The organism is Streptomyces sp. NPDC048254 (assembly GCF_043201895.1).
In the GTDB taxonomy this organism is placed as follows: domain Bacteria; phylum Actinomycetota; class Actinomycetes; order Streptomycetales; family Streptomycetaceae; genus Streptomyces.
Genome location: NZ_JBICZJ010000001.1, coordinates 59,296 through 76,638 on the forward strand (window position 1 = coordinate 59,296; position 17,343 = coordinate 76,638).

A 17,343-nucleotide genomic window follows, 5' to 3' on the forward strand; every position below is an offset into this window, starting at 1 on the left:
GACCCGGCGACCGCGGTCCCCGGGCACCCCGCCCCACCAGGCCGGTGGGCCGGGCACCGGTGGCCGGGCGCTGTGCGCTTGGCGGAGCCGTTACGCTGGGAGGCGTGGCAGTCGTCGATGTATCCGAAGAGCTCAAGTCCCTCTCCTCGACCATGGAGTCGATCGAGGCCGTTCTGGACCTCGACAAGCTGAGGGCAGACATCGCCGTGCTCGAGGAGCAGGCGGCCGCGCCGTCCCTGTGGGACAACCCGGACGAGGCGCAGAAGATCACCAGCAAGCTCTCCCACCTCCAGGCCGAGGTCAGGAAGGCGGAGACGCTGCGCGGGCGGATCGACGATCTTGCCGTGCTGTTCGAGATGGCCGAGGAGGAGGACGACCCGGACACCCGCGCCGAGGCCGACTCCGAGCTCGCCGCCGTCAAGAAGGCGCTGGACGAGATGGAAGTGCGGACGCTGCTCAGCGGGGAGTACGACTCCCGCGAGGCGCTCGTGAACATCCGCGCCGAGGCCGGTGGCGTCGACGCCGCCGACTTCGCCGAGAAGCTGCAGCGGATGTACCTGCGCTGGGCGGAGCAGAAGGGCTACAAGACCGAGGTCTACGAGACGTCGTACGCGGAAGAGGCCGGCATCAAGTCGACCACCTTCGCCGTGCAGGTGCCGTACGCCTACGGGACGCTCTCGGTCGAGCAGGGCACCCACCGCCTGGTGCGGATCTCGCCGTACGACAACCAGGGGCGCCGCCAGACCTCCTTCGCGGGGGTGGAAGTCCTCCCCGTCGTCGAGACGACCGACCACATCGAGATCGACGAGTCCGAGCTGAGGGTGGACGTGTACCGGTCCTCCGGGCCCGGCGGGCAGGGCGTCAACACCACCGACTCCGCGGTGCGCCTCACCCACATCCCCACCGGCATCGTCGTCTCCTGCCAGAACGAGCGGTCGCAGATCCAGAACAAGGCGACCGCGATGAACGTCCTCCAGGCCAAGCTGCTCGAGCGGCGCCGGCAGGAGGAGCAGGCCAGGATGGACGCCCTCAAGGGCGACGGCGGCAACTCCTGGGGCAACCAGATGCGTTCGTACGTCCTGCACCCGTACCAGATGGTCAAGGACCTGCGTACGGACTACGAGGTCGGCAACCCCGAGGCCGTCTTCAACGGCGAGATCGACGGCTTCCTGGAGGCCGGAATTCGCTGGCGCAAGCAGCAGGAGAAGTAACTTTGTCGACTAGCCCATGGCGAGTCGGCCGATCCGGAACTGCCGCCCCCGTGGCGGCAGTTCCCGTATTTCCGGGCTACGCCGGGGCTATGTCTGGGTTTTACGTCACACTCACAGGCTTCAACTCCCCGCATTCGGCGCGCAACTGGACATCGCGCCCGCAACGGCCTTGACGTTGCTTTGAAAAATGGGAAGGGTGAAGCGTGGCGTGCGTATCTTTGGGGCGCATGAGAACCGGGGGGCTTGCGCATCCGTAGCTATCTCCGTAGAGCACAGCCCCAGCGCCGCCAACCTGACATTCAGCTACTGGGGGTAGCAACCAGATGACCAAGAAGACACGGATCCGGGTCGCGCGGATAGCCGCCTGCGCCGTGATCGCCGCCGGTGCCTCGCTGACCGCAGCCGGCGCGGCCTCCGCCCTCTCCATCGGCGTCGAGGCCAACGAGGACGGCCTGACCGCCACCGTCAGCACCGACGACGATCCGAGCGAGGACCCCACCGGGATCCCGACCGGCCCGGCCACCAGCGAGCCGCCGAGCAGTGAGCCGACGGACGTGCCCACCGAGCCCACCGGTGAGCCGACCGACCTGCCCACCGAGCCCACGGACGAGCCCACCGAGCCGACCGATGAGCCCACCGAGCCCACGGACGAGCCGACCAGCGACAACCCGACCGACGGCAGCGGCACGGGCACCGGCGACGGCGGCAGCGGCAACAACACCGGCACCGACGGCAACTCGGGCACCTCCGCGCAGGAGGAGGGCTCCTCCGCCCTCACCGACACCGGTTCGGACACCTCGAACGCCCAGGCCCAGGGCGGCGGCGACCAGCTCGCCGAGACCGGTGCCGCGCAGACGACCTTCCTGGTCGTCGGTGCCGCCACGATGATCGCCGGCGGTATCGGTTTCCGCATCCTGCCGCGCCTCATGAGCGGCCGCGGCGGCGCCACCGCCTGACGGTAGCCGTTCGCTCACAGAGCGAATGCCTCACACACGGCGAAGGGCCCGGAGCGGTGGCTCCGGGCCCTTCGATCGTTTTCCGCCGGCTTCGCCGTGCGCCTTTATGTGACCTTCGCTACGTTCGCGCTACGCGGTCTGATGCGCCAGCAGCGCCATCGCGGCGATCAGCACCGCCAGCAGCCCGATCAGAGCCATCGGGTTCAGCCCGCCGAAGAAGTTCTCCTGCTGAAGACGCTGGCGGTTGGCGCGGCACACGGGGCACCGGCCTTCGCTCACGGGCGCCGCGCAGTTCGCGCATACCAACCGGTCGTACGTCATGCGCTCGCCCTCCTTGCACCGGCCATTACCCACACAACGCTCAGCGGAACGAGAACGTTCCCCCTCCACTGTGCCAGGTTCCCCCGGAAAGGGCGCGGCCGTCCGGGGACCTCGCCCCGGCGTTCCGGAAAGACTGCCCCGGAACAAAACCGCACAAGCCTCACCCAACCGTGACCGGCGCCTGCGCTGACTCACCCGACTCGCGTATGGTCACGCTCATCTACCCCCGGCGACCCGTGGTGCATCCGTGATCCGATTCGACAATGTCTCCAAGGTCTACCCCAAGCAGACCCACCCCGCACTCAGGGATGTCTCCCTGGAAGTGGAGAAGGGTGAGTTCGTCTTCCTCGTGGGATCCTCCGGCTCCGGAAAGTCCACCTTCCTGCGGCTGATCCTCCGCGAGGAGCGGTGCAGTCACGGCCAGGTGCACGTCCTGGGCAAGGACCTCGCCCGTCTCTCCAACTGGAAGGTGCCGCAGATGCGCCGCCAGCTCGGGACGGTCTTCCAGGACTTCCGGCTGCTGCCCAACAAGACGGTCGCCGAGAACGTGGCCTTCGCCCAGGAGGTCATCGGCAAGTCCAAGGGCGAGATCCGCAAGTCGGTGCCGCAGGTGCTCGACCTCGTCGGGCTCGGCGGCAAGGAGGACCGCAGACCGGGCGAGCTCTCCGGTGGTGAGCAGCAGCGCGTGGCCATCGCGCGGGCCTTCGTCAACCGGCCCAAGCTGCTGATCGCCGACGAGCCGACCGGCAACCTCGACCCGCAGACCTCCGTCGGCATCATGAAGCTGCTCGACCGGATCAACCGGACGGGCACCACTGTGGTGATGGCGACGCACGACCAGAACATCGTGGACCAGATGCGCAAGCGCGTCATCGAGCTGGAGAAGGGCCGACTCGTCCGCGACCAGGCCCGCGGCGTCTACGGCTACCAGCACTGACACCGATCCACACGTTCCCGACGCATCACGCGCTCCACGACGGAAAGGCATAACCCGACGCCATGCGCGCCCAGTTCGTACTGTCGGAGATCGGAGTCGGTCTCCGCCGCAATCTGACGATGACCTTCGCGGTCGTCGTCTCGGTCGCCCTGTCCCTGGCGCTCTTCGGTGGCTCGCTCCTCATGAGCGACCAGGTCACCACCATGAAGGGCTACTGGTACGACAAGGTCAACGTCTCGATCTTCCTCTGCAACAAGAGCGACGCCGAGTCCGACCCCAACTGTGCCAAGGGCGCGGTCACCGAGGACCAGAAGAAGCAGATCCAGGCGGACCTCGGCAAGATGACCTCGATCGTCGAGAAGGTCACCTACGAGTCGCAGGACGACGCGTACAAGCACTACAAGGAGCAGTTCGGCGACTCGCCCCTGGCCGACTCCCTCACGCCGGACCAGATGCAGGAGTCGTACCGGATCAAGCTGAAGGACCCGCAGAAGTACCAGGTGGTCGCGACGGCGTTCGACGGGCGTGACGGTGTCCAGTCCGTTCAGGACCAGAAGGGCATCCTGGACAACCTCTTCGGGCTGCTGAACGGTATGAACTGGGCGGCCCGCGCGGTCATGGCGATGATGCTGGTCGTCGCCCTGATGCTGATCGTCAACACGGTGCGCGTCTCCGCGTTCAGCCGTAGGCGCGAGACCGGCATCATGCGCCTGGTCGGCGCCTCCGGCTTCTACATCCAGGCCCCGTTCATCGCGGAGGCCGCGGTCGCCGGCCTGATCGGCGGCACGGTCGCCTGCGGATTCCTGGTGATCGCCCGCTACTTCATCATCGACCACGGCCTGGCCCTCTCCCAGAAGCTGAACCTGATCAACTTCATCGGCTGGGACGCGGTGTTGACCAAGCTCCCGCTCATCCTCGCAACGAGCCTCCTGATGCCCGCGCTTGCGGCGTTCTTCGCGCTGCGCAAGTACCTGAAGGTTTGACCGCTCCCCTCCCGGGAGGGAGGGGATTCCTGGCTCAGGCCGCCTCCTGGAGCAGCGCTCCAGGAGGTCTTGTGCCGTCGACACCAGCCGGGCTTGGTTCTCGCACCGCACCTTCCGCAGTCCATGGTGGTGTACGCGGGATGTACCAGGCGTACCTCCCGCCCGTGCTTACGGCCCATCTCGAGCAGGGCATTTTTCGTGGCGCCGATCGCGGCGTCGGCCGCCTTGCGCGCCATGCTGGTCCGCGTGAGGAACTTCGGCCGAAAGTCCTCGACCGCGATCACGTCATGATCCCGGACGGCCTTTTTCGCCCACTTGCGTGCGCGGTCCTGGCGTTGCCGCGCGATCTTCCGGCACGTCTTCGACCGCCACTTCTGCGCCTCCCGGTATCCCTTCGACGTGGCCTGCCCCCTCTTGGGCTTGCGACGGGCCATCATCCGGTCGTACCGCGTCAGCCTCGCCTGAGCTTTCCTGCCGTACTCGGCGTGGGGGAGGTCATGGCCGTCGGACGGGGTGGTGGCGATTTCCCGCACACCCCAGTCCACACCCAACACCGCGTTGGCGTCCGGCAGCGGTTCGGCCTGGGCGGGGACGACGAACGAGGCGTACCAGTCGCCGACGCCGTCCCTGAACACCCGCACGGACGAGGGCGCGGCGGGCAGTTGCCGTGACCACACCACGCTGAGTACGACACCTCCCGCGAGACGCAACCGCCCGTCCTGCAAGCGGAAGCCACGACGGGTGTAGTTCAGCGTCGGGCGTGCCTCGTGTTTCTTCTTGTGACTGGGCATTCCCGCTCGCTGCGATACAGGCAGGCGATTCCTGATGTCCTTGAGGGCCTTCGCGCGGGACGTTCCGAAGTCGCGGACGGTCTGCTGCTGCGGCACGCTGGCGCCGTCGGCCGGCCAGGGTGTGGCCGCCCTGGCCGCGGTCAGCATGCGGTCCAGTCGTGCCGGTCCGCACTTTTCGCCCCTCAGGTGAGCCTTCTTGGAGCGGGTCACGCACTCGTTCCAGACCCACCGGCATCGCCCCCACTCGGCCAGCAGCGCCTTTCGGGTGCAGGACGACACCCGCAGGCGATACGTGTACCGGACTTGCCCGGCCGCCCCGTTGGCCTTCCGCCCTGCCGTGGCCACTTCGTCATCCCCTCTGCTCGGTCACCTGCTCTTGTCATCGGACCGTATGGGCGATATCCGAACAACTGGGCGTAGTTGAGTCGCTGCAACTCTCACGAGTGAATGCCTGATCGTCCGGTGGACGCCGTGTTGCCCATGGGGCGGCGACGCGTGACGGATGCCACGAGGGCCGTACGGGCAACCTCCCTTACGGCCCTTCGGGTTGTCCTAGACTCACCGGCATGTCAGGCCGAGAGCTGTTCTGTCAGCCCCGCCGGGTTCGCCGGGGGGCGGCTCTGACGTTGGTGTTCGCAGGGCTGTTGGTGACCGGGGCGGCCACCGGGGCGTTTCCCCACCCGGGGCAGTCCGACCGGAAGACGCCCACCGGAGCCGCCCGTGCGGCCGACCGGCACGAGGACGTCGCCAAGGCCGCCGCCGACGCGATGGCCGACGGCAAGTCCCCCATGGAGGCCGCCGAACGGGCCGTGAGCCGCAGCGGGGACCGGTGGGCCGCGGTCTACTCCGAGGGTGAGTACCAGGAGTTCGAGGAAGCGCTCGACGGCCAGTACACCGGGGTCGGACTGTGGGCCCGGCGGGAGCGGGACGGCCGGATCGAGGTGACCAAGGTGCAGGCCGGGTCGCCCGCGGCCACCGCCGGCATCAGGAAGGGCGACCGGCTGCGCAGCGTCGACGGGGCGGACGTCGACGGGCGGCCCGTCACCGACGTCGTCTCTTTACTGCGCGGTGACGCCACCGACGCCCGCGCCGGTACGACCGTCACCCTCGGCCTCGAACGCGGCACGCACACGTGGCGCGAGACCCTGCGCCGGGCGCTGCTGTCCACCGACTCGGTGACCGTCCGCAAGCTGTCCGCCGGTATCACCGTCATCAGGATCTCCGCCTTCACCAAGGGCTCGGGGGACCTCGTCCGCGACGCCGTACGGCAGGCCCCCGCCGACGGCGGGATCGTGCTCGACCTGCGGGGCAACTCCGGCGGCCTGGTCAGCGAGGCCGTCACCGCCGCCTCCGCCTTCCTCGACGGCGGCCTGGTCGCCACCTACGACGTCGACGGCGCCCAGCGCGCCCTGCACGCCGACGCCGGCGGCGACACCGCGAGACCCCTGGTCGCGCTCGTCGACGGCGGCACGATGAGCGCGGCCGAGATGCTCACCGGCGCCCTCCAGGACCGCGGCCGTGCGGTCGTCCTCGGCTCCCGCACCTTCGGCAAGGGCTCCATCCAGATGCCCACCCGGCTCCCCGACGGCTCGGTCGCCGAGCTCACCGTCGGCCACTACCGCACCCCGTCGGGCCACACCGTCGACGGCCGGGGCATCACTCCCGACCTGGAAGTGGGCTCCGGGGCGCTGGCGCGGGCCGAGACGGTCCTCAGCGGCCTCGGCGACCCGTCGTAGCGTAATCCGCTTCCCCCGCACCCCCTCCGTGGTGCGAAAATGGACGGCACTATGGGCAAGGGAATGTACGTACCGAAAGAGTCCCAGCAGAAGCAGCAGGGGACGGCCGCCAAAGCCAGGGACGGCGAGAAGGGCGGCAAGCGCAAGATCGTCGCGCAGAACAAGAAGGCGCGGCACGACTACGCGATCATCGACACCTACGAGGCCGGCATCGTGCTGTCCGGCACCGAGGTGAAGTCGCTGCGTCAGGGCCGCACCTCGCTGACCGACGGCTTCGTGCAGATCGACGGGAACGAGGCGTGGCTGCACAACGCCCACATCCCCGAGTACAGCCAGGGCACCTGGACCAACCACTCGGTGCGCCGCAAGCGCAAGCTGCTGCTGCACCGGGAGGAGATCGACAAGCTGGAGGCCAAGTCCCAGGAGACGGGCCACACGATCGTGCCGCTCGCCATCTACTTCAAGGACGGCCGTGCGAAGGCGGAGATCGCGCTGGCGCGTGGCAAGAAGGAGTACGACAAGCGGCAGACCCTGCGTGAGCAGCAGGACCGGCGGGAGTCGGACCGGGCGATCGCGGCGGCGAAGCGGAAGCAGCGGGGCCAGTAGGGCGAAGCCGCCGGGAATACGGTGGCATCGGTGTGCGTTGGTCACGTACGATGGCACCAACACCAGGGGAAGCCCAGGTGTGCGCATTGAAAAATCAACATGGGGATGATCGGTTTCGACAGCGGATGTTGAAACAGGGGAAGCGTGTCGAGGAAGCGGCAATGATCTCGTTAACCATATGTCGCAACCAATAATCGCCAATTCCAAGAGCGATTCCCGCGCCTTCGCCCTCGCTGCCTAATAAGCAGTGAGTGAAGGCCCTTAACGGGTGTCAGCCCGGGGGTGTTCCCGACCCGGACCCTGGCATAATCTAGGGGACTAAACCATCGAGCCCGGTCACGGGGTTCGATGGGAAACCAAACAGTGACTGGGCCCGTCGGCGACTTGTTCGCGTGATCGCCGGGGCCGAGAAAATCACAGCGAACTGCACACGGAGAAGCCCTGCTTTTGCACCGTTGGACGCGGGTTCGATTCCCGCCATCTCCACGATCAGGAGGTCCCCGGACCTCCACATCCCATGTGGGCGAAGGCCCCGACGCTTCCGAGCGGCGGGGCCTTCGTCATGCCGCCACCGGATACGCCGGGCGACCGCGCAGGACCGCGGCCGGTGGCGGACACGTGATCGGAGTGAATCCCGCATGACCCACGAAGAACCGCGGGACCTGCTCGTGCAGGCCCGGGGCGAGCCCTCGCCGCTGTACCGGCCGCAGGAGTCCGGGACCTCCGAGGGTCTGGCCGCCTTCACCCGCAACGTCCCGCTGGACGACGGCCGGCCGGCACTTCCGCCGGAGCTGGCGGACTCTCTGCGCCGGTGGTCGCTGTCCCGCCCGCCGGAGGGCTTCGCCTCTCGCCCGGATCTGCGCAGGCACGTCGCGCGGGGTCTGGTGAACGCCCGGCGACTGGCCGTGCGGCTCGGGCCGTCGTGGCCGGTGCGCTTCTGGGACGAGCGCCACCGGACCGCGAAGTGGGTGTGCTGGAACTGCGACCGCCTGCACTGGGAACGCGACAGCCACGGCGCACCCGCGTACCCGGTCGACCTCACGGTCGAGGGCGAGTTCCGGTTCGGCCCGCTGCGCGCCGAGGGGTTCGGGGACTTCTTCCCCGACGATCCGGCCGCCGGGCTGGACCTGTCCCCAGAGCTCGTCGCCGCCTTGTACGTGTGGGCGGAGACCATCGACACCACGCTGAACCTGTACCTGCGGGACCGGGAGGAGGGCAGGTACGACGAGGTGTGGCAGCGGCTGTTTTGCGACGGGAAGGAGCTGGCCGCACGCCTCGCCCACGAGGTCGGCCCCGCTCGGAGGGTGACCTACCGGGGCCTGGCCCATGGCGGCCTGGCCATGATGACGTCCCTCACCTGGCAGGGCGAAAGGAAGTTGTAGGCGAGAGGGGGGCGCGCACCCGGGTGGGGGCCTTACCTTGTCCCAGCACCGGTACGAGTCCGCGGTCCGGTGGCCTTCCCACTGCCCCCGTCGACCGACTCCGTGAAGGACCCGTCCGTTCATGTTCCTGCTCCGTCTCCTCCCTCCGTTGCCCCGCGAGATATCCCTCGGCCTCGTCGGGTTCGTCTTCGGGCTGTTCCTGACCGTGCACGGTGTCCAGCAGGCCTACGCCGAGGCGACCGGCGTCCGCGGCACGGTCACCGTCGCCGACTGCACGCCCGCGACCGGCGGCCTGAGCGACCTGTGGCAGGACGGCTGGGCCTGCGAGGGCTCGTTCGCCGCCACCGACCGCACCGTCAGCGTCAGCGGCGTCACCGTCGACGGGGTGGTCGACGCCCGTCCCGCCGACGGGACCCTGCCCGCCCTCGTCGACGGCCCCGGCGACCACACCGCCACCCGTGACGGCTCCGGCAGTTGGAAGATCCCGACCCTCACCGGCGTCGTCATCCTCGGCTTCACCGCCTGGCGGGTCCGTACCGTCAGGAACCTGCTGCGCGAACGCCGGCGCCGTGCCGTGCCGACCGCGGCGCCGGCGGTCTGACCGGGAAGGGGAGGCGACGGCCATGACGGGACGTCAGGAACCTTATTACGTGGACTACATCGGGGACTTCGGGCTCAGTGGGCTGACCGAGGCGTTCGCCCTCGCGCCCGCGCCGCGGGACACCGGTACGGCGCTCGGTCTCGTCACGGCGAAGCTCGATGCCTACGACCTCGCGTACCCGGTGCACGGCGTCGGCCACCTCAGCGCGGAAGAGCGCAGCAGCTTCGGCTACGACACCAGCCACGACGAGTGGGGGTACGCCGACGATCTGCGCGAGGACGTGCGCGCTCTCCTGGCCTCGCCGCTGGCGGACGAGACGATCCGGACGGTGTGGCGAGCGGCCGCCGGGGGCCGCTGGGATCCCGCGGCGCACGGCATGAGCGCACGTGACTGGCTGCGGCACGTCGAAGAGACCTGCGCCGCCCGTCCGCCCCGGAAGGTGCCCGGGCGGCGCCCGGCGCCCTCCCCGATCTGGGACGCCCGGCCGCCGAAGCCCGACGAGGTGCGTGACGACGTCGTCGCGGAGATACGGTTCTGCCGCGAGCGGACGGCGGCTGCCCCGCCTTCCGCCGACACCCTCGCGGCCCTCGAAGAGGTGGCCGCCCACGCCAGTCCCGAACTCGCGTTCCGGCTCTTCCTGCGGGCTTTGAAGGCCCACTCCGTACGGATCGACAAGGAGTGGTACGACCGGTTCCAGGCGCTCGCCGAGAGGTTCGAGCACCACTCCGCGCTCGTCGATTCCGGTCTCGACATCGCGTGGCCGCCGATCGACACCGCCCGGCGCGACGCCACCTGGGACTTCGGGCTCTCCCACCTCGCCGGCGCGGCCCACCAGGACTGGTCCGGAAGCCGGGAGGAGATCCGTGATGCGGCCGACGGCGACGGCATCGGGCAGACCCCGGGCTCCGCGGCGGCCGTCCTCCTGGAGGACACACTCCGTCTGCTGCGGTCCGCACTGCCCGACACCGCGGTCTCCGCGCTGTGGGTCGGAGCCTCGGGCACACCGAGGCGCGTCGAAGGCCGGGACTGGTTGCGGCTGATCGGCGACGTGTGCCGGGAGCGGCTGGCGGAGGCCGCCCCCGCGTACACACCCGTGGTGGCGCCCGCCCGTACGGAACTCGCCGGCACGGTGCTGCGGGAAGTCCGGGAGACGGCGGCCGTCGTGGCGGACAAGGTCCTTGGTCCCCACGGGCGTCCCGTTCCCGCCCCGGACGTCATGAACGCGCTGGAACACGTGGTCACCCGGATCGATCCCGATCTCGGGTTCCGGCTGTTCCTCCGCGTCCTGAGCACGCTGGCCGTACCGCTCACCCGGGAGCAGTACGGCCGCTACGAGGCGATCGGCGAGCGCATCGGGTACGGCGAGTACCACGTCTCCGACGTGGAGTACCTGATCGACGCCGGCTGACCGCTCTCGACCGCCTTTCCCCAGGTCATGACCGCTCAGGGGGTCAGCGTGCGCGGTGCGGTGCTGGCGCGGTCGGTCAGCCGGGGCGCCAGCAGGGTCGCCTCCGGAACGTCCGGGTCCCCGCCCAGCTTGCGCATCAGCAACTCCGCCGCCCGTTCACCGAGTTCCGCGGCCGGCAGGGCGACCGAGGTGACCGGGACGCGGAGTCCGGCGGCGAGTTCGTCCGGGCAGATCGCGGTGATCGACAGGTCGGTGGGGACACGGAGGCCGAGCTGCTCGAAGGCGTCGACGAGGGGTTCCAGGACCGCCTCGTTGTGGACGACGACCCCGGTCAGCGCCGGCTGTTCGCGCAGCAGCCGCTCGGCCGCCCGGCGTGCCGCCGCCGGCGTGGCCTCACAGGGGTGGACGGAGGACGCCATGCCGTTGCGGTCCGCGGCGGCCGTGAAGCCCTGGACCACCCGCTGGGCGAACGCCGTCTCCCGCACATACACCTCGGGCGGCGAGCCGACCAGCGCCACCACCCGGTGGCCGAGCCCCGCCAGCCGCTCCACACACAGCTCACCGGCCGCACGGAAGTCCAGGTCGACGCAGGTCAGGCCGTCGGGGGAGGCCGGGAAGCCGATCAGTACCGACGGCCGTTCCAGCGCGCGCAGCAGCGGCAGCCGGGGGTCGTGCAGCTGGACGTCCATCACGATCAGCGCGTCCACCAGGGCCGTGTCGGCGACCCGGTGCAGCCCCTCCTCGCCCTCCTCCTGGGTCAGGAGCAGCACGTCATGGTCGTGGCGGCGGGCCGTGGTCACCACCGACACCGCGAACTGCATGACGACCGGGACGTGGATGCCGGTGCGCAGCGGGATCACCAGGGCGAGGACGTTGGAGCGGCTGCTGGCCAGGGCGCGGGCGCCGGCGTGCGGGCGGTAGCCCAGCTCGCGGATGGACGCCTCGACCCGCCGCCGGGTCTCCTCCGAGATCGGGCGCTTGCCGCTCAGCGCGTAGGACACCGTGCTGGGGGAGACCCCGGCGTGCCGGGCCACGTCGGTGATCTTCACCATCGGCCCAGCTCCAGGGAGAGGAACCCGGTGCCGGCCGCCGCCCGCGCCGTGCGCTCCCCGGCCGCCAGGTGCCACGCCGCCGCCGGGTCGTTGCACGAGGCCCGCAGGGTGTCCCCTTCGCGTACGACGGTGAACGTGACGTCCCCGACCGGGACCGTGACCTGCGCGCCGTGCTCCAGGCCGTACGCCCGCAGCGTCACCCCGTCCGCGTGGTCGTAGTCCGGGCGGTCCGCCACCGCGCCGACCGGGATCACCGCACCCGGCCTGACCAGCAGCGGCACACTCAGGAAGCCGTGCCGCTCACGCACCCAGCGCGGCCCGGTCACCCGCGTACCGGTCACGAAATGCGTCCACGTCCCCTCGGGCACGTAGTACGAGACCTCCCCCTCGTCGCTGAAGACGGGCGCCACCAGCAGATCCGGGCCGAGCATGTACTGCCGTTCCAGGTGCGCGCACCCGGGATCGTCCGGGAACTCCAGGACCATCGCCCGCATCATCGGCAGGCCCTCGGCGGAGGCGGTGCGCGCGGCCTCGTACAGGTAGGGCATCAGGCTCAGCTTCAGCCGGGTGAAGTGCCGCAGCACGTCCACGGATTCGTCGTCGAAGAGCCAGGGGACGCGGTACGACGAGCTGCCGTGCAGCCGGCTGTGGGAGGAGAGCAGCCCGAAGGCCAGCCACCGCTTGAACAGCGCCGGAGTCGGTGTGCCCTCGAAACCGCCGATGTCGTGGCTCCAGTAGCCGAAGCCCGACAGGCCCAGCGAGAGGCCGCCGCGCAGCGACTCTGCCATCGACTCGTACGTCGCCTCGCAGTCGCCGCCCCAGTGCACCGGGAACTTCTGGCTCCCCGCCGTCGCCGACCGGGCGAAGACGACCGCCTCGCCCTCGCCCCGGTGCTTGCGCAGCACCTCGAAGACGGTCCGGTTGTACAGGTAGGTGTAGTAGTTGTGCATCCGCTCGGGGTCCGAGCCGTCGGACCAGGCCACGTCGACCGGTACCCGTTCCCCGAAGTCGGTCTTGAAGCAGTCGACCCCCTGCGCCAGCAGCGCCTCCAGCTTGCCCGCGTACCAGTCGCGGGCCGCCGCCGACGTGAAGTCCACCAGCGCCATCCCCGGTTGCCACAGATCCCACTGCCACACGCTCCCGTCCGGTCGCCGCAGCAGGTGTCCCAGCTCCTTCCCCTCGGCGAACAGCGGCGAGCGCTGCGCGATGTACGGGTTGATCCAGACGCACACCCGCAGTCCGCGCTCGTGCAGTCGCCCCAGCATCCCCTCCGGATCCGAGAACACCCGGGGATCCCACCGGAAGTCGCACCAGTTGAACTCCCGCATCCAGAAACAGTCGAAGTGGAAAACAGAGAGCGGGAGTTCACGCTCCCGCATGCCCTCGATGAAGGACGTGACCGTCTTCTCGTCGTACGACGTCGTGAAGGAGGTGGAGAGCCACAGGCCGAAGGACCAGGCGGGCGGGAGCGCCGGGCGGCCGGTCAGGGCCGTGTACGTGCGGAGGATGTCCTTCGGGGTCGGGCCGTGGATGACGTAGTACGTCAACTGCTGTGACTCCACGCTGAACTGAACCCGGGACACGGCCTCCGAACCGACCTCGAAGGAGACCTTTCCCGGGTGGTCGACGAAGACGCCGTAGCCCGCGTCGGTCAGATAGAAGGGGGTGTTCTTGTAGGCCTGTTCGGTGGCCGTGCCGCCGTCGGCGTTCCAGACGTCGACGACCTGGCCGTTCTTGACCAGCGGGCCGAAGCGTTCGCCGAGGCCGTACACCGAGGTGCCGACCCCGAGGCCCAGCTGCTCCCGCAGATAGTGGGCGCCGGTGGCCGTGTCCCGCATGATGCCCATGCCCTTGGGGCCGCTGGAGGTGAGGATGCGGCCGCCCGCGAGGAAGTCGAGCCGCCAGGGCGCGGTCCGGCTCAGCCGCAGGGTCAGCGATCCGGAGGTCAGGGTCGCGTACTCGTCGTCGTACGACACCTGCGCGGCGAAGTCCGCGCGCTGGAGTTCGAACTGGGGGCCGCGCGGGCGCTCGCCCTCGAAGTGGGTGAAGGTGACGCCGATGACGTCGGGCATCGGGGTGTGCGCGCTGATCGTCACGACCGGTCCCTTCAGCAGGTCGCCGCGGTGCCGGATGGGCTGCGTCGGCGCGTGGATCTCCAGACCGGAGTCCGCGGCGGTGACGTCGAGGACCTCGACCGGATGGGCCGCGGTGACGCCCTCGCGCAGCAGCCAGTAGCCGTCGGTGAACTTCACGCAGGAACCTCCTACTTGACGGCGCCCACGGCGATGCCCCGGGTGAGCGTGCGCTGGAAGACGAGGAAGAAGACGATGGCCGGGAGCACGCCGAGCAGGGCGGCCGCGTTGGTCATCGTGGCGTCCATCAGGCGCTGGCCCTGGAGGACGCCGAGGGCGACGGACACCGTCTGGTTGTCGTTGGAGATCAGCATGACCAGCGGCAGCAGGAACTCGTTCCAGGTCCAGATGAAGAAGAAGACCAGGAGCACGCCCAGGGTCGGGCGGCTGACCGGGACGACGATCCGGACCAGGATCTGCCACTTGTTCGCGCCGTCGATCCGGGCCGCCTCGACGATCTCGCGCGGGAATCGGCCGAGGACGGCGGAGAGGAGATACGTCCCGAACGCCGACTGGATCACCGTGAACACGATGATCACGCTGAGCCTGGTGTCGTACAGACCCGCCTGCTTGCTCAGGTAGTAGAGCGGATAGACCAGCGCCTCCTGCGGCAGCATGTTGGCGAGGACGAAGAAGGCCAGGACCCAGGTGCGGCCCCTGATCCGGCCGATGCCGATCGCGTACGCGTTGAGGACGGAGAGCGCGGTCGCGAGCACGGCGACCGAGCCGCTGATGACGACGGAGTTGACCAGCTTCCGGCTGTAGTCGACGCGCTGCCAGAAGTCCTTGAGGCCGTCCAGGTAGAGACCGTGCGGGGGGCTCAGCGGGCCGTTCTGCGAGTACTCCGCCGGGGACTTGATCGCGTTCATCGTCACGATCAGAAACGGGACGATCATGAAGAGCGCGGCGAGACAGAGGGCGACGAGGACGGGGTAACGGCGTAGAGCGGTCATTCAGAGATCTCCGTCCTCCGCGCGGTTCTGCAGCTTCAGGCCGGTCAGGGACAGGGCCAGGATGATCACGGTGAGGACCGTGGAGATCGCCGAGCCGTAGCCGACCTGGGTCTTCTCGAAGAACGTGGTGAAGGAGAAGTAGGAGGGGACGTCGGTGGCGCCGCCCGGGCCGCCCTTCGTCAGGACGTACACGGCGCCGAAGACCTTGAGCGCGGCGATCGTGCACCAGGTCAGGACGACGTACACCTCGGGCCGCAGCTGCGGCAGCGTGATGTGCCGGAAGCGGCGCCACCAGCCGGCGCCGTCCAGTTCGGCCGCCTCGTACAGCTGCGGGTCGACGCGCCCGAGCCCGGCCATGAAGACGACCAGCGGGAAGCCGATCTGCACCCAGACCAGCACGCCCATCACGGTGTAGAGGGCGAGGTCCGGGTCGCCGAGCCAGTCCTGCTGCCAGGAGCCGAGCCCGACCGCCTTCAGCAGGGCGTTGAGGGTGCCGTTGTCCGGGGCCAGGATCCAGCTCCAGACGATGCCGGCCACCGCCACCGGCAGCACCTGGGGGAGGTAGAAGCAGGCGCGCAGGACGGCGGCGATCCGGGTGCCGAAGTGCTTGCCGACGTAGTCGAACAGGGTGGCGGCCAGGACCAGTCCGAGCGCCGTCGGGAGCACGGCCATCGCGACGACCATGAAGAGGCTGTGCCGGAAGGACGCCCAGAACTCGGCATCGTGCAGCAGCTCACGGTAGTTGGCGAGCCCGGACCACTTCGGACTGCCCACGCCCTGCCAGTCGGTGAAGCTCACGCCCGTGTTCATCAGGAACGGGACGACGACGACCGCGAGGAAGGCGAGGGCGCCGGGGAGGAGGAAGAGGGCGTAGGAGTCCCGGGGGCGGCGCGGGTTGGCTGTGGGGCGGGGGCGGCGCGCGTGACCCGTGGCGCGCCGCCCCTCGAAGGTCACCGTCACTTCGAGCCCTTGTCGTACGCCGTCTGGAGGTTGCTCAGGTAGGCGTCCGGTTTCTCGCTCCCGGTGATCAGTTTCTGGGTCTCGGAGACGAGGGTGTCGTAGAAGCCGGCGATCGGCCAGTCCGGGTAGAAGGCCAGGCCGTCGCGCTTGCTGAGGGTGTTGAAGTTGGCGATGAGCTCCTTGGCCTTGGGGTCGGTGACGGCGCTCGCGTCGGCCGCGACCGGGACTCCGCCCTTGTTGCCGAGCAGGTTCTGGATCTTCTTCGACATGGTGATGTCGATGAAGTCGTAGGCGAGATCCTTGTTCTCGGAGTTCTTCGGGACGACCCAGAGGTTGCCGCCGGAGCCGAGGGTGAGGTTCGAGCCGGGCCACAGGAAGCTGCCCCAGTCGAACTTGGCCTCCGACTGGAAGCGGCCGTACCACCAGCTGCCCGAGAACAGGATCGGCGCCTTGCCCTGGATGAAGGAGACCCCGGCCTGCTCGGCGGTCGTACCGCTGGACGTCTTCGCGATGTAGCCCTTCTTCACCCAGCCGGCGAAGGTGTCGGCCGCGTAGGTCCAGGCGGTGTCGTGGAAGTCGACCTTGCCCTTGTACAGCTCGTAGCTGTCCACCCAGGAGCGGTCGGCCTTCGACAGCGCCAGCTGGTAGAGGTACTGCTGGGCCAGGTACTCGGAGCCCGCGTTCGCCAGCGGGGTGACCTTGTTCTCGACGAACCTGTCCATCGCCGCCGTCAGGTCGTCGAACGTCTTCGGCTCGGCGATCCCGTACTTCTCGAACAGCTCCTTGTTGTAGTAGACCATCGTGTACTCGGCGTAGTTGGGCACTCCGTACCACTTGCCGGAGCCCATCACGCCGTCGGCGTCGTACCGGCTGGTGGTGCGCACGCCCGCGCTGAGCTTCTTGTCCCAGCCGCGCTTCGCCGCCTCGGCGGTCAGATCGGTGAGGAGTCCCTGCTTGGAGAGGAGTCCCGCCGTCGCGTTGCCCTTGTTGTACTCCATGATGTCGGGGGCGTCGGAGGAGTTCAGGACCATCTGGGCGGTCTTCTGGATCTGTTCGAAGCTCTTCTCCTCGTACTTCACCTTCACGCCCGGGTGGGACGCCTCGAACTCCTTGATGGCCTCGTTCCAGGCGACGCCCATCGCGCTGGTCGGACCCTCGTAGTGCCACAGCCGCAGCGTCTTCCCGTCGGACGTGCTGCCGCCGGAGCCGCCGCAGGAGGTCAGCAGCAGCGATCCGGAGAGGATCACCGCCGCGGCCGCCGTCCGCCTTCGTGCCGTCGACATCCAGTGCCTCCAGGGGAGTCGGATGGATGGT

The 17,343-nt window shown here is 69.2% G+C and carries 15 protein-coding genes, 1 other RNA gene and 1 pseudogene; 10 read left to right on the top strand and 7 right to left on the bottom strand.

Annotated elements, in window-relative coordinates:
• Positions 1–104 precede the first annotated feature (104 nt).
• Both prfB and ACGFZQ_RS00215 read left to right on the top strand, forming a co-directional pair.
• Positions 105–1,211, top strand: a complete 1,107-nt coding sequence (gene prfB, locus ACGFZQ_RS00210) for a peptide chain release factor 2 (protein WP_351701428.1) — start codon at positions 105–107, stop codon at positions 1,209–1,211.
• A gap of 323 nt (positions 1,212–1,534) precedes the next feature.
• Complete coding sequence (locus ACGFZQ_RS00215) at positions 1,535–2,167, top strand: hypothetical protein (RefSeq protein WP_393838478.1); 633 nt, start codon at positions 1,535–1,537, stop codon at positions 2,165–2,167.
• 129 nt (positions 2,168–2,296) lie between these two features.
• On the opposite strand, the gene ACGFZQ_RS00220 is transcribed toward ACGFZQ_RS00215, so the two are convergent.
• A complete protein-coding gene (locus ACGFZQ_RS00220) occupies positions 2,297–2,488 on the bottom strand; it encodes a hypothetical protein (RefSeq protein WP_351746732.1) in 192 nt (63 codons plus the stop codon).
• Between the two features lie 247 nt (positions 2,489–2,735).
• On the opposite strand from ACGFZQ_RS00220, the gene ftsE reads away from it, so the two are divergent.
• Positions 2,736–3,425: a cell division ATP-binding protein FtsE gene (ftsE, locus tag ACGFZQ_RS00225; RefSeq protein ID WP_059203505.1), complete on the top strand. Its 690-nt coding sequence runs from the start codon at positions 2,736–2,738 to the stop codon at positions 3,423–3,425.
• Positions 3,426–3,487: 62 nt separating this feature from the next.
• On the top strand, positions 3,488–4,408 hold the full coding sequence (gene ftsX / locus ACGFZQ_RS00230; protein WP_362576836.1) for a permease-like cell division protein FtsX: 921 nt from the start codon (positions 3,488–3,490) through the stop codon (positions 4,406–4,408).
• Between the two features lie 88 nt (positions 4,409–4,496).
• Here ftsX and ACGFZQ_RS00235 read toward each other — a convergent pair.
• Positions 4,497–5,478, bottom strand: a pseudogene (locus ACGFZQ_RS00235) (RNA-guided endonuclease InsQ/TnpB family protein); the annotation flags it as partial.
• Between the two features lie 287 nt (positions 5,479–5,765).
• On the opposite strand from ACGFZQ_RS00235, the gene ACGFZQ_RS00240 reads away from it, so the two are divergent.
• The 6 genes from ACGFZQ_RS00240 (at position 5,766) to ACGFZQ_RS00265 (ending at position 10,932) form a co-directional block, all read left to right on the top strand.
• Positions 5,766–6,935 carry a S41 family peptidase gene (locus ACGFZQ_RS00240; RefSeq protein WP_393838479.1) on the top strand — a complete coding sequence of 390 codons (1,170 nt, stop codon included), beginning with the start codon at positions 5,766–5,768 and terminating at the stop codon, positions 6,933–6,935.
• 63 nt (positions 6,936–6,998) lie between these two features.
• On the top strand, positions 6,999–7,541 hold the full coding sequence (gene smpB, locus ACGFZQ_RS00245; RefSeq protein WP_351701596.1) for an SsrA-binding protein SmpB: 543 nt from the start codon (positions 6,999–7,001) through the stop codon (positions 7,539–7,541).
• Between the two features lie 101 nt (positions 7,542–7,642).
• Positions 7,643–8,030, top strand: a transfer-messenger RNA (tmRNA) gene (gene ssrA / locus ACGFZQ_RS00250).
• A gap of 149 nt (positions 8,031–8,179) precedes the next feature.
• Positions 8,180–8,923 (top strand): hypothetical protein, encoded by a 744-nt coding sequence (locus ACGFZQ_RS00255; protein ID WP_393838480.1) that lies wholly within the window; start codon positions 8,180–8,182, stop codon positions 8,921–8,923.
• A 121-nt stretch (positions 8,924–9,044) separates the two neighbouring features.
• Positions 9,045–9,524, top strand: coding sequence for a hypothetical protein (locus tag ACGFZQ_RS00260; protein ID WP_393838481.1), 480 nt, complete (start codon positions 9,045–9,047; stop codon positions 9,522–9,524).
• Between the two features lie 22 nt (positions 9,525–9,546).
• The gene (locus tag ACGFZQ_RS00265) at positions 9,547–10,932 is read left to right on the top strand and encodes a hypothetical protein (protein ID WP_393838482.1); all 1,386 of its coding nucleotides are present in this window, start codon (positions 9,547–9,549) and stop codon (positions 10,930–10,932) included.
• Positions 10,933–10,967: 35 nt separating this feature from the next.
• On the opposite strand, the gene ACGFZQ_RS00270 is transcribed toward ACGFZQ_RS00265, so the two are convergent.
• Genes ACGFZQ_RS00270 through ACGFZQ_RS00290 form a run of 5 tightly spaced genes read right to left on the bottom strand, consistent with a single transcriptional unit; the run spans position 10,968 to position 17,312 of the window.
• Positions 10,968–11,984, bottom strand: coding sequence for a LacI family DNA-binding transcriptional regulator (locus ACGFZQ_RS00270; protein WP_351746751.1), 1,017 nt, complete (start codon positions 11,982–11,984; stop codon positions 10,968–10,970).
• The gene (gene yicI, locus ACGFZQ_RS00275) at positions 11,978–14,236 is read right to left on the bottom strand and encodes an alpha-xylosidase (RefSeq protein ID WP_393838483.1); all 2,259 of its coding nucleotides are present in this window, start codon (positions 14,234–14,236) and stop codon (positions 11,978–11,980) included. Before yicI ends, ACGFZQ_RS00270 begins: the two co-directional genes overlap by 7 nt.
• An 11-nt stretch (positions 14,237–14,247) precedes the next feature.
• Positions 14,248–15,069, bottom strand: a complete 822-nt coding sequence (locus ACGFZQ_RS00280) for a carbohydrate ABC transporter permease (protein WP_393838484.1) — start codon at positions 15,067–15,069, stop codon at positions 14,248–14,250.
• Positions 15,070–16,029 (bottom strand): carbohydrate ABC transporter permease, encoded by a 960-nt coding sequence (locus ACGFZQ_RS00285; protein WP_393838485.1) that lies wholly within the window; start codon positions 16,027–16,029, stop codon positions 15,070–15,072.
• Positions 16,026–17,312, bottom strand: a complete 1,287-nt coding sequence (locus tag ACGFZQ_RS00290) for an ABC transporter substrate-binding protein (protein ID WP_393838486.1) — start codon at positions 17,310–17,312, stop codon at positions 16,026–16,028. Before ACGFZQ_RS00290 ends, ACGFZQ_RS00285 begins: the two co-directional genes overlap by 4 nt.
• Positions 17,313–17,343 lie beyond the last annotated feature (31 nt).

Coding starts and splice junctions, on each gene's coding strand:
- ACGFZQ_RS00270 (WP_351746751.1), bottom strand. CDS start 11,984: ATGGTGAAGATCACCGACGTGGCCCGGCACGCCGGGGTCTCCCCCAGC.
- smpB (WP_351701596.1), top strand. CDS start 6,999: ATGTACGTACCGAAAGAGTCCCAGCAGAAGCAGCAGGGGACGGCCGCC.
- ACGFZQ_RS00215 (WP_393838478.1), top strand. CDS start 1,535: ATGACCAAGAAGACACGGATCCGGGTCGCGCGGATAGCCGCCTGCGCC.
- ACGFZQ_RS00260 (WP_393838481.1), top strand. CDS start 9,045: ATGTTCCTGCTCCGTCTCCTCCCTCCGTTGCCCCGCGAGATATCCCTC.
- ACGFZQ_RS00240 (WP_393838479.1), top strand. CDS start 5,766: ATGTCAGGCCGAGAGCTGTTCTGTCAGCCCCGCCGGGTTCGCCGGGGG.
- ACGFZQ_RS00265 (WP_393838482.1), top strand. CDS start 9,547: ATGACGGGACGTCAGGAACCTTATTACGTGGACTACATCGGGGACTTC.
- ftsX (WP_362576836.1), top strand. CDS start 3,488: ATGCGCGCCCAGTTCGTACTGTCGGAGATCGGAGTCGGTCTCCGCCGC.
- ACGFZQ_RS00220 (WP_351746732.1), bottom strand. CDS start 2,488: ATGACGTACGACCGGTTGGTATGCGCGAACTGCGCGGCGCCCGTGAGC.
- ACGFZQ_RS00290 (WP_393838486.1), bottom strand. CDS start 17,312: ATGTCGACGGCACGAAGGCGGACGGCGGCCGCGGCGGTGATCCTCTCC.
- ACGFZQ_RS00280 (WP_393838484.1), bottom strand. CDS start 15,069: ATGACCGCTCTACGCCGTTACCCCGTCCTCGTCGCCCTCTGTCTCGCC.
- ACGFZQ_RS00255 (WP_393838480.1), top strand. CDS start 8,180: ATGACCCACGAAGAACCGCGGGACCTGCTCGTGCAGGCCCGGGGCGAG.